The sequence below is a fragment of the Pectobacterium sp. HCp5_1 genome, from assembly GCF_032905925.1.
Lineage (GTDB): Bacteria > Pseudomonadota > Gammaproteobacteria > Enterobacterales > Enterobacteriaceae > Pectobacterium > Pectobacterium brasiliense_A.
The window spans coordinates 1-10,535 of the sequence record NZ_JAUMIO010000057.1 but is presented as its reverse complement, the minus strand read 5'-3'; the positions used below and the strand labels follow the sequence as shown (position 1 = coordinate 10,535).

17 protein-coding genes and 2 pseudogenes are annotated in these 10,535 nt (G+C 46.9%); 8 read left to right on the top strand and 11 right to left on the bottom strand.

Annotation, left to right across the window (positions count from 1 at the left end; genetic code table 11):
* The 4 genes and pseudogenes from Q3A88_RS21130 to Q3A88_RS21115 all read right to left on the bottom strand — a co-directional run.
* Positions 1–533: pseudogene (locus tag Q3A88_RS21130) on the bottom strand (site-specific integrase); the annotation flags it as partial.
* A 65-nt stretch (positions 534–598) separates the two neighbouring features.
* The gene (locus Q3A88_RS21125) at positions 599–898 is read right to left on the bottom strand and encodes a type II toxin-antitoxin system RelE/ParE family toxin (protein ID WP_039318272.1); all 300 of its coding nucleotides are present in this window, start codon (positions 896–898) and stop codon (positions 599–601) included.
* A complete protein-coding gene (locus tag Q3A88_RS21120) occupies positions 888–1,148 on the bottom strand; it encodes a hypothetical protein (protein ID WP_039318269.1) in 261 nt (86 codons plus the stop codon). Before Q3A88_RS21120 ends, Q3A88_RS21125 begins: the two co-directional genes overlap by 11 nt.
* 74 nt (positions 1,149–1,222) lie before the next feature.
* A complete protein-coding gene (locus tag Q3A88_RS21115) occupies positions 1,223–1,447 on the bottom strand; it encodes a hypothetical protein (RefSeq protein ID WP_103161203.1) in 225 nt (74 codons plus the stop codon).
* 555 nt (positions 1,448–2,002) lie between these two features.
* Between Q3A88_RS21115 and Q3A88_RS21110 the strand changes: the two genes are divergently transcribed.
* Positions 2,003–2,380: a hypothetical protein gene (locus tag Q3A88_RS21110; RefSeq protein WP_039318321.1), complete on the top strand. Its 378-nt coding sequence runs from the start codon at positions 2,003–2,005 to the stop codon at positions 2,378–2,380.
* A 16-nt stretch (positions 2,381–2,396) separates the two neighbouring features.
* Here Q3A88_RS21110 and Q3A88_RS21105 read toward each other — a convergent pair whose 3' ends face one another.
* The 3 genes from Q3A88_RS21105 to Q3A88_RS21095 form a co-directional block, all read right to left on the bottom strand.
* A complete protein-coding gene (locus Q3A88_RS21105; RefSeq protein ID WP_072013623.1) occupies positions 2,397–2,579 on the bottom strand; it encodes a hypothetical protein in 183 nt (60 codons plus the stop codon).
* Between the two features lie 300 nt (positions 2,580–2,879).
* Positions 2,880–3,179, bottom strand: a complete 300-nt coding sequence (locus Q3A88_RS21100) for a helix-turn-helix domain-containing protein (RefSeq protein WP_039318319.1) — start codon at positions 3,177–3,179, stop codon at positions 2,880–2,882.
* Positions 3,180–3,181: 2 nt separating this feature from the next.
* A complete protein-coding gene (locus Q3A88_RS21095; protein ID WP_039318317.1) occupies positions 3,182–3,532 on the bottom strand; it encodes a type II toxin-antitoxin system RelE/ParE family toxin in 351 nt (116 codons plus the stop codon).
* Between the two features lie 725 nt (positions 3,533–4,257).
* Between Q3A88_RS21095 and Q3A88_RS21090 the strand changes: the two genes are divergently transcribed.
* From Q3A88_RS21090 to Q3A88_RS21070, 4 genes are all read left to right on the top strand, one after another.
* Complete coding sequence (locus tag Q3A88_RS21090; protein ID WP_039318316.1) at positions 4,258–4,701, top strand: hypothetical protein; 444 nt, start codon at positions 4,258–4,260, stop codon at positions 4,699–4,701.
* 507 nt (positions 4,702–5,208) lie between these two features.
* The gene (locus Q3A88_RS21080; RefSeq protein ID WP_039318314.1) at positions 5,209–5,433 is read left to right on the top strand and encodes a TraY domain-containing protein; all 225 of its coding nucleotides are present in this window, start codon (positions 5,209–5,211) and stop codon (positions 5,431–5,433) included.
* A complete protein-coding gene (locus Q3A88_RS21075) occupies positions 5,417–5,683 on the top strand; it encodes a type II toxin-antitoxin system RelE family toxin (protein ID WP_039318312.1) in 267 nt (88 codons plus the stop codon). The genes Q3A88_RS21080 and Q3A88_RS21075 overlap by 17 nt, the downstream gene beginning before the upstream one ends.
* A 35-nt stretch (positions 5,684–5,718) precedes the next feature.
* On the top strand, positions 5,719–5,928 hold the full coding sequence (locus Q3A88_RS21070; protein WP_072013622.1) for a hypothetical protein: 210 nt from the start codon (positions 5,719–5,721) through the stop codon (positions 5,926–5,928).
* 508 nt (positions 5,929–6,436) lie between these two features.
* Here Q3A88_RS21070 and Q3A88_RS21065 read toward each other — a convergent pair.
* Positions 6,437–6,652, bottom strand: coding sequence for a hypothetical protein (locus Q3A88_RS21065; RefSeq protein ID WP_039318298.1), 216 nt, complete (start codon positions 6,650–6,652; stop codon positions 6,437–6,439).
* Positions 6,653–6,900: 248 nt separating this feature from the next.
* Here Q3A88_RS21065 and Q3A88_RS21060 point away from each other — a divergent pair, with 248 nt between their 5' ends.
* Positions 6,901–7,434 (top strand): hypothetical protein, encoded by a 534-nt coding sequence (locus Q3A88_RS21060; RefSeq protein WP_039318287.1) that lies wholly within the window; start codon positions 6,901–6,903, stop codon positions 7,432–7,434.
* A 59-nt stretch (positions 7,435–7,493) separates the two neighbouring features.
* Positions 7,494–7,991, top strand: coding sequence for a hypothetical protein (locus tag Q3A88_RS21055; protein ID WP_039318285.1), 498 nt, complete (start codon positions 7,494–7,496; stop codon positions 7,989–7,991).
* 290 nt (positions 7,992–8,281) lie between these two features.
* Here Q3A88_RS21055 and Q3A88_RS21050 read toward each other — a convergent pair whose 3' ends face one another.
* Positions 8,282–8,413, bottom strand: coding sequence for a hypothetical protein (locus Q3A88_RS21050; protein ID WP_260579923.1), 132 nt, complete (start codon positions 8,411–8,413; stop codon positions 8,282–8,284).
* Positions 8,414–9,038: 625 nt separating this feature from the next.
* Here Q3A88_RS21050 and Q3A88_RS21045 point away from each other — a divergent pair.
* A complete protein-coding gene (locus Q3A88_RS21045) occupies positions 9,039–9,392 on the top strand; it encodes a hypothetical protein (RefSeq protein ID WP_230243182.1) in 354 nt (117 codons plus the stop codon).
* 102 nt (positions 9,393–9,494) lie between these two features.
* On the opposite strand, the gene Q3A88_RS21040 is transcribed toward Q3A88_RS21045, so the two are convergent.
* Positions 9,495–10,106, bottom strand: coding sequence for a hypothetical protein (locus Q3A88_RS21040; RefSeq protein WP_039318279.1), 612 nt, complete (start codon positions 10,104–10,106; stop codon positions 9,495–9,497).
* A pseudogene (locus Q3A88_RS21035) lies at positions 10,103–10,535 on the bottom strand (site-specific integrase); the annotation flags it as partial. The gene Q3A88_RS21040 and the pseudogene Q3A88_RS21035, both read right to left, overlap by 4 nt.

Genomic DNA, 10,535 nt, shown 5'->3' with positions numbered 1-10,535 from the left:
AGCTGAATTTCCCGAACCAGTCCGCCCTTACCGTGAACGGTGTAGGTTATACCGCTACGCCCCGTCCACTTTGTTGTATCGGCCTGTCGTACACTGGGCGGCTGTTCATCCGGTCTCGCCAGCGTATAAAGCTCATGGGCGCGTAATCCTGCTGCGTAGGCCAGCTCTGTCGCTAGTGCGTTCTTTGGGGTTTGAGCGGCGCAAATACGGGTGATTTGTTCTGAGGTGTAAGCCCGTCCTGTCAGGATTTGTGGATGGTCTGCGCGGATCACCGGTAAACGCTCGGTCAGAGGCAGGATGCCGGTGACATGGTGCATCATGGCCTGAATAGCTTGCCGCTCCATGTCGAGGGTTTTTTGTCCTACCGATTCGCCCCGGGATTCAAGATAACTGACGGCCAGAGAAGGCGTTAGTTCACGAAGTCCTCCGAGGATTCGGGATGCACGAACCCATTCTGCTACCCGAGTTAATGCCTGTTCGTAATTGCGTACGGTACCAACTGAACGCAGGCTTTCCCCTTGTATGGCTTTCATGACCGAAGCCGCCTGACGCCCGGGTGAGGAAAATTTTGCTTTTGCCATGAGGATACGGTTGAAGGTTAACGGATCTGCTGAGGGTTCTGGCGCTGACCGATAACAGCCAGAACCTGAACTTTCTGGGTGGGGTCATCCACGTCATATAGTACATGCTGTCCCATCAGACTGATACGGCGGACGCCCTCGCCGTAGCGCGGATCTAGCTCATATAGCTTGGGAAACTCTGCGAGTTTGTCGGTGGAAGCGAGGAGGCGTTCAGTAACGTGCCTTGCATCCCAGAGAGAAGCGTTTTCAGCGATATAGTCAAAAAGTGCCATCACATCCTCCGTGGCACTCGCTTTCCATTCCACATCATACGACATCGTGTTTTTCCTGATAGCGGCGCTGTAGCTGCTGACGAAGCTGGTCGGTTGTCATACTTGGTCGGGTGTCGGCACGGGCTTCTGCGACTTTGGCGCGTGCTCTTTCCTCATACTCTGCCTGTGCCAGTTCTTCATTAGCGAGACGCTGCAACAGTGCGGCTTTATCCGAACTTCCTGAGGGGATGAGGTGTGGGAGGCTCTCGGCCAGCTCCCGCAGAAAGTTCGCGTTTTCGTAGTGGGTGCTGTTCATGGATGACGCTCCTGATTTTCCGTAAGTCTATTTCTGAGTGTAGCAACCTCGCATTAGGATGGCATGTAACGGGTTTAACCATGACGAGCCAGCCAGCGAGTCACTGTGGATAGCACGACCCTGATCCGCTTTGCTCTGAGCCAGCGTTGTAGCTCGGCGGCGCTGGCTCCGGCCTGATGAAGCTGGCGCAGTTCTCCGGTGTAGCGATCGAGGCGCGATTTCCGGTAGCGCGGTTTGCGAATTAACCGGGTCTCTTCCTGTAATGCGGCCAGTTCCTGGCTGACGCTAAACTCCGTCATATCATCACCGCTTGATAGTTTGTAAGAACGCCTGACCTAAGATACCGGTTCAGCGGCAATTGAATGCCTATTTGCCCCTGTTTGACACCTTGTGGCGTCTGGCTCGGACTATTCTCGCCATTTTTTCCCCCGTCAGCGTGGGCTAATCGCGGTCGTTACACTGACCAGGTGGCGTTTTAACTGCGTCGCCTCAGTCTCTCCAGATGTCGCTGCTGGGTCTCAGATCCCTCAAGGGGCGCGGATTGTTGACCTGTATCCGGTGTAATCAGGAGTGCGTGACGTGCACTAATCATCAACAGCAAAAGAATAATACGGATAACCTTGCGTTACCAACGTGCTTTTTAATTATTGCGCTTATGTTGAATAAACCCAGTGATACCCGCTATGTACAACGTATTTATTCGTTGTACATAGCGGGTATCACTGGCAATAAATAATCTAAAAAAAGAAGAAAGAAAATGAGAGCATGACTGCACCGTGTGCAGGCTGAAATAACGGAGGGGCTGAGAATGTCTTGTACAGCGCTATACTGTCTCAAAAATCGGAGGTGGGACAATGGCGTGGGTCAGCGTGAGACAGGCGATGGAATTGACCGGAAAAGGGCGAAGTTCGCTGTACCGGGATATGGCGAAAGGCCGTGTATCATATAGGTCTGAGTCTGATGGCGGTCGCTCTCTCGATACCAGTGAATTGATGCGGGTGTACGGAGAACTGAAACCGGATGAGACAACGCAGTGGGACACTCGGGGACAGGGTGATGAGACAGATAATAGCGTAATGAAAGACTTGGTTTTGGAGCTGAAAGCGCTCAGGGAAGAAGTGTCGGGTCTCAAACTGGAGCTTCAGGAAATACGCCGGCTGGAATACAAGCCGGCACCGGTTGAATCAGAGAATGTTCACCCTAAACCCTGGTGGCGCCGCTGGTTAGGATAAAACGGGCGCCAGTTCGTTAATCGTCTTTATCAGGAAGTTGCTCTGGGTGGTAGCAATCATAAAAATCCCGGAGTTTTTCGTGCAGCACAAACGCAAGAATTTCGCGTACCTGATCGTGGGTGATAGCGGTGACGGCATAGGACAGAGCACAACATTGGTCTAACAGTTCATCAGGCCTAAGAGGGGTATTGTCGAACATGATGGTCTTCCGATAGTGAGATATTTCACCACCATAAGAGTTCCTACGCTCTTTGGGTGGTAGCCCAGACGGGGGTAGGAATACCGGTACTATCGACCCGGCCAGCCCGAAGGCTGCCCCGCCTGAGCCACCATTGAGGCGAACAGAGGCTGCGATATAAAAAAGGACGCTGGCGCGTCCGATCTTATCGCCGATAGTAAGTCCGGGTTCCTACACCCGGTCACCGATGTGCGGTGACCGAGCAATCATAGCTGAAAATAGCGGGAAAAGGAGGGCTTATTGAGTGAGTGGATGGTTAATTTAGAGATGAAATGCGACACGTTTCCCTGTCGGTAACGTGACATCAATGCTCAGTTCTCCACCTAATGCTGCTACATAACGTTTTAACGTGGAAAGACGAGGGTCATTTTCAGGATTCTCCATCTTGGCCAGTGTTGGTTGGGATATGCCAATCGCCCGTGCCAGTTCTGTCTGAGAGATCTCTAATTCATCACGTAGCTGACTAAGGGCAATAACCAGGCTTGTCTCTTCGACCCGCGCCGCTACGCGAGCCTGCATTTCCGGACTCTCTTTTTCCAGTAGCTCTCTGTATGTCGCCATGATTATTTCTCCAGGTTAGCCAGATGTTTTAGGTATTCAGAATCGGCAAGTCGAATCATATCTCTGTAGAATCGCTTCTCGTTTATCCCGGTCTTATCTCCGGCACATAACACGATAGCTTTACGTGTCGGATCAAAAGCAAAGAATGCTCTTATTGGTTTACCTGCATGTTGAACACGTAACTCTTTCATATTCGGAAAATCTGAGCCGTTTAATGTGTCTACATATGGCCTGCCGAGCTTAGGTCCGAATTTCTCTAAGATCCCCATTGCCTCGTAAACCGATTCTCTCAGTGAATCATCTTGAGTTAAAAACCAGGCGTCGAAGCACTCTGTCGTTATTACTTCCCACATGTTCTCTGCCTATTAATTATAGCTTTATTGCTATAAATAACTATAGCAATAAAGCTATAAAGATGAAATCCCTATCAATAATGACACCCCACTGAACCTCTTCCTCTTATAGCCTTTTGATATGTAAGTGATGATGCAGTGAAGCTGGTTAATCCGGCTGCTCGGAGGATAGGACTACTGTTACAGGCGGTTCTGATGAATGGTTTATATGGGGATGGAAATGAAAAGCGTTTTACAAATGCGATTGGTGTTAGAAGTAACAAAAGTTCTGATAGATATCGTGCTGATCATCATAATGTTTAAACGGTAGAGATGAGGAGTCATTTTGCGCATGCGCAAAATGACTCCTCGTTGGGACCACGGTCCCAATCTGCGGAAAAGCGAACAAAATAGGGATTACGTGTTCTCGTTATCGTGAAAAAACAGCCTATGCACTTCTGTGCATAGGCATGCAGGCGGCTAAAATTTATCAGGCGCATTTTTCCCGATCTGACCCATAGATAACCCGGTTTTTTAGCGTTTAAGCGGCAATGTTGCGTTGAGGGCGGCTGCGGCGGTGCGTGGATCGGATGTTATGGTAAATCCGAGCCGTAGAGTGTCTATCGCCCTGTTAAAATATCTGAGCTTTACCTGTGTTACTCTATAAGACTTAGATTGCCTAACGTTGACAAAGTTATTGTCTGTGTTTATTATCGTTTCACTTTAACAAGGCAATGGAGTGTTTCATGACTAGTGGTATTTTTTTATCCCGTGAAGATTTGATGTTGTTATCAGATTCAGCCAAAGAAGAAGTGCTGGCATTGGCAACTGGAGAATCTATTTCCGGTGTTTATGAGGAGTTAGAGGATGGTCCTACTGATCTTTCCTCGCTTCAGGCAGAAAGGCTTGTGCGTGGTTTAAGTGATAAGTCACGGTCAGTGCTGAAAGCTATTCTTGAAAGTGAGGACGGGGAGCAGGGATTCTGGTGCAAGAGTGTCGCAGAGGAGCTTGGTTTTGATGTCTCTGAGCTTTCTGGAGTTTGGTCAGGACTGACTCGTAGAACTCGTACGGTAAGCGATGATTCCGATGCTTATTTGATTGGCTGGGCCTTGGATGAAAGTCGTGATGATTACTATGGAACACTGCATCCAACAACCTATCGTAACTGCAAGAAAGCAATGAATTTTTGATTGATCTACCTGTGTCGTATTTTGCCCAGATAGCCCGCCATACGCGGGCTTTTTCATTTGATGCGCGCAGCAGATGTTATGGTAAATCTGAGTAACTAGTTGGTACAAAAAAAGCCCCGGAGGGCTTTTGATGCTTATCAGCTCAGGCGGTGCAGTTGCGTCTGGATGTAGGCATGAAACTCAGCGTGAGTTAGGTAGGTCTTATTAAGACGAGCCTTTAGCTCGGTACCCATCGTGCGCAATGTAGTCCTATTTGCCGCTGACTCCTGTTTGTTCACTTTTCTCAGGTGATAGTTTAGTTCGTAGTCTTCTGAAAAATTTACATATTCGTGGTCACTTAAAGCCATTAGGTTTTCCTTTCCATTTAATTTTTTGGGTAATATTACCCACTTTATATATGTGGCTTTTGTTGCATTTTTCAAGCTGAGACAGATGATTTTCTATTCTTTTTGCTTGAAAAGCGTATGATGATATACATGTATATCAAATGTGTTTCAGGAGGTCTGTATGCTGGCTATCCGGTTATCTGATGAGATTGAGTCCCGTCTGGACTCGCTGGCGAAACAAACCGGCAGAACAAAGACATTCTATGCGCGGGAAGCGATATTGGCGCATCTGGAAGACCTGGAAGATTATTACCTTTCAGCAGAAACGGCGGCTCGCATTCGCCGTGGCGATGAACCAGTGCATTCGTCTGAAGGCGTGAGGAAATCACTTGGTCTGGACGATTAACTATTCCGACCGGGCGCTCAAATCGTTACGTAAAATGGACAAACAGACCGCGAGACGGATTGTGGATTTTATGGATTTACGCATTTCTGTTGCCGCTGATCCTCGCCAATCAGGGAAGCCGCTCAAAGGTGAGTTGGGGGAGTTCTGGCGTTATCGTGTAGGGGATTATCGTATTCTGTGTGAGATCCGAGATGACGAGCTGGTTATCCTTGCTGCCACCATCGGTCATCGCCGAGAAGTCTACGACTAGCCTGCTATGCGGGCTTTTTCATTAAGAGGGATTTTATGGAGTGGATTATTGGTGGAGTTGTTTTACTTGCTATTCTTGGTGTGATTTTTAAACCAAGCCGCTGTGATGTTTGTGGCACGGGTTTTAAAAAAAAATATTACACCTGGACGATTGAAGGTAAAAAACAGCATTTGTGCCCTAACTGCAATAGCAAAATGAGTAGAAGGGTTAGCAACCAACGATTTACTGATAGATTTGGGCGCTAGTCTTTACTATTTTCATTCGACACTGATAACTGATGTTATCAGTATCGATGTGTGAGTGATTCGGGTTGATTTTAGATATAACGAGCACCGCACCCACGGCAGGAGTTGTTGAATACCTTGTACTCATTGCAATTTGAGCACTTTCCTCCTTTTCCTCCTTTGCCATTTGATGCAGGAACGATCATTTCATGTTCGCACTTCGAACATTTACGTCCTTTGGGTGTTTTAAAAAAGGTTTGTTCTCCACAGTTAGGGCACATCTTTCCAGCCATTTTTATCTCTTTAGTGTGTGTGAATGTATGTGTGTATATGTTGGAGTGAAATGTTGCTATCTGCCTTGATTGTTATCAAGGTATGTTTCAATTGCTTGGTTTTTAAACAGATTTTATTTGGCGTTTTATTCTCATCGTATTGCCATATAAGGCGAACAACGGATGCTATGGTAAATCCGAGTAACTAGCCGGTACAAAAAAAGCCCCGTAGGGCTTTTTTTGAGTATTATTCTACGTTATGGCGCACGAAACTGACCGTGTTGATCGCCTGGCTTTCTGTTACGTTCGCGGTGAATTTCATAGGTGAATCCACAGCTAATAGCCCAATCAATACCTTGTTTTTGAGTATCGCATTGAAACAAAAATTTCCCGGTATTTTCTTCTTCAACTATATGGTAATCACCAGAATTATTCTTAATTTTAACAACATGAACATTTTTAACCGTTGCCATTCTTATCTTCCTTACTTTTTAGGAGCCTGGCTACATTCAGCACGGGATTGTGCTGAGCCTAATGCATATGATGGCGCGGTGTCGTTTTTTCAATGCGTATCTTATTAATTTTCATCAAAAAATATGTTCTTGATTTCTATATGTTGTTTGATGTTAGGTTTTTAAATTACTTTAAAATAAAGACATGGTGTTCGGTGTTAATTTTACTGCTCTAGTGTGGTTTTATATAAATTGAATGGAGCAGTCATATGAGTGAATTAATCGTTCAACCTGAAATTTCTGTTAAAGGTAATAATGAAATCATCTTTGTTAAAACCTTGCCAGGGAATGAAGATACTGAACTTGCTGAAGTATTAAAGAAACATATTAAAGCTGAAAGTAAGCTCAATGGAGCTCTTGCAGCGAAAGCATTGAATAGTTGGTACCGTTCTGGGCTTGGTCCTCACCCTACATCTGGAGGTACTTGGGTCACAAATTCAGTGTTGACCCCATCTGGCTCACCTTCTGGGGTCATTGATAGTATCAAGTACAACTATGATCGTGATGGCTATGGTGGTTGGGCAAGCCAGATCTCTGTCCGGCTTTATATCTATAACTCAGCCGGATTTGAGTTAGGGTATGCTGATATTACCGCCTCTGGTAGTGATACCATCGTCGCTTCTGGTTCCAATATCCCTGCTAATTGCAGACTGGTTCTGGCGATGAAGGTGGGCAATCTTAACGGTGGTATTTTTAATCCTCCATATATTGATGGTTATGATTGCACCGTCTATTACAGCTAAGTAGAATCGTAACCGGTCGCGTTGGGTGGCCGGTTATTTATTACTTCTTGAGGTGTAATATGCTGGTATCAGGTGTCCGTGGCATCGATTCAATGTTTCCCACTCGAACTAGTGGCAATTCTGATGTATTCTCTGAAATTCTCAATGATTTTAAAGTAAAACCTTCAGATAAGTCAGACGTTGTTAATGTTGATAATAAAGCATTGGAAAATGACTCTGATTTTCAACCAAAAGTAACAACTGGATTTTTCCCATCAGGGCAGGCATATACATTTTTTAATGTTGAAGATAACCTTACAAGTAGTGATAAAGCGTATTTAAAATCTCTGGGTTGGCCGACAACTGGGTCTAGTGATTTAAATTTTCTTGCCAGTAATATAGCTCAGGATCGTGTTGATGGAGCACTCAAGGGTTCTCTTACAAAAGAGTATCTATTTGGTGATCGTGAAAAAGGCTTGTCTGGTCTGGTTGAGCGAATGCAGGGAATGGGTTCTGGTTTTAGTGAGTTATGTACAACGCTACTGAAGACGATTGATCAGGGTAAGCAAAACTCCTAATTTTATTTTTAAGAAATATATTTTCATTAATTATTTAAATGTTTTATCCTAATATTTCAAATGGAAAGAAGCCCGATCGAAGGGGGCTTCTTTTGGTAATTCTAGGTAAGTTATACGCATCGTTTATCGTTTGGAGAGCAATGTAATCTTCTGCATTCTCGACAATAGGATTGTGGGATTTTCTTCCCATTCGGTAATTCTCTGAAACCGAATATTTCTTCTATTTCATTGATATCCCGCCCCGCCTCTACTCCACAACATGGACATTTTGCACCCATATCATATGGCATTTAGTCACCTTTTTTATGGTTATGTTCTTTTAAATCAGGGTGTTTGTTTTTGTTCTCAGGTCTCACCCTTTGTCTTTTATCTTCTTTTCCTGTGCTGTCTGCTATTGGTTTTGGACCAGATTTAATACCCATGATTATTATCTCCAGATATTTATTTAAGGATTGATGAGGCTCATTTCATATGGTTACTCCATGTGGCATTTTCAATGGAGGTGTATGATAAAAAAAGATCTTCTTGAGATCCTTTTTGTCTGCGCGTAATCTCTTGCTCTGTAAACGAAAAAACCGCCTTGCAGGGCGGTTTTTCGAAGGTTCAGCAAGTTGGGGAACTTCTGAACCGTGGTAACTGGCTTACACAGAGCGCAGATACCAAATACTGTCCTTTCAGTGTAGCCGTAGATTGGCCTCCACTTCAAGAACTCTCTGTATAGCCAGCTATACAAAATTCGCTCTGTGAACCCAGTTACCAATGGCCGTTGCCACTGGCGATAAGTCGTGTCTTTCTGGGTTGGGATCAAGAGAACAGTTACCGGAATAGACGTAGCGGTCGGGCTGAACGGGGAGTTCGTGCATACAGCCCAGCTTGGAGCGAACCACCTAACCAGACCCCAGCATCCGGCGTGGAATGAGAAAACGCGGCCATGACAGCGGAATGATGCGGGGACACTGTAAGGTGGGAACAGGAGAGCGCACGAGGGAGCGCCCCATCGGAAACGGTGGGGATCTTTAAGTCCTGTCGGGTTTCGCCCCTTCTGACTTGAGCGTCATTTTTTGTGATACTCGTCAGGAGGGCGGAGCCTATGGAAAAGCGAGACTTGCTGATCCGGCTCTGGGGGGAGGGGGGGCTGCTGTCTTTTTTTCTTTTGGGGGATTTATGACTCGATTATCATCGTTATCCGCTTCTGAAAAACAGTTTATTGATGCGGCGGTTTTCGCGGCGGAACGTGCAAAAGGCGCACGGCTCTCGGGTCCTGAGAAAAAAAAGGTGTTAGCGACAGCGCGCCAGCAGATCATCTCTCAGCGAGACGCCAACAGGATTTCTCGCCAGCGTCACGAGGCTGCACAGGAGCGCCTGTTTGAATGGAAAAAACCATCGGGTTTTCGTCGTTAACACGCACCGCTCGCCGCAGTCTCATGACCGAACGGAGTGAGCGAATGAGCGAGGAAGCGGAATAGCGCTGCTTGTGATGGGGTCTTCGTTCACTCCTTTGCTTTAGGATTTGAAAAATTCCGTTAACTCCCGGTTTTCCTGTTCTACTTTGAGTTTTTCCAGTTTCCGTCGCCGGCGTTCTGCCGTTGCCGTGGCATTTTTACGTCGAGTTTCGGCGTTACTGCTTTCTTCTTTGGCGATATCGACCTGTCTCTGTGCTTCTGCGATGACGTTTTCCAGCTGATTCTGGGCTGCACTTATGAGCGCATTGGCCTTCTGTTCGCGTAGTGTGGCGGCATTTTCTCGCTGAACGGCACGATCGAGTTGCTCAGCGAGGCGTTTATTGGCCTTAAATTCGGCCTGTACGGCGTTTTCTTGCGCCAGGCTGGTTAGCCTATGGTAATGCGCGATTTTTTCAGCCTGATCGCGGTTATCGGCTTTAACGGTTATCCAGAGGAGTGCTATCCCACCGGCACTACCTGTGATGAGTATGCCCGGCAGCACGAATGGCCATAACTCAGCAACCATATACCAGCCTGAGAATTTTATAAGCTGTTCACCTTGCCTGATTATCAGCGTGTAGTTTTCCAGTGTGGCTGACATGTATACGTAGGCTGCACCGAGCAGTGCAAACAACACGATTAACACGGTGACTCGCCAGAAAACAAATTTCATCGCAGGTAGGTTTCCGTGATCTCCGGGCGAAAGTGTCCCATTTCCTGGCTGACTGTCGCCAGGGCAGCTTCCCGGAGCAGACCCTGATGTTGCAGTTCGCGCATTCGTTCCTGAGCATAGCTGTGACGAACGCCGTGGGCACCGGCTGACCAGCCTAATACCCGCAGTGCGGCCGCACTGAAGCTGTTTGACCAGAGATGGCCGCCACCAAGCGCATAACGGCTGGTGTGGTTAACGCCACGATCGGTCAGGATGACGGTGTGGTCGCGCCTGACCGCTTCAAGACGTGAAGCCAGCGCTTTTGGAAGCTGAATTTCCCGAACCAGTCCGCCCTTACCGTGAACGGTGTAGGTTATACCGCTACGCCCCGTCCACTTTGTTGTATCGGCCTGTCGTACACTGGGCGGCTGTTCATCCGGTCTCGCCAGC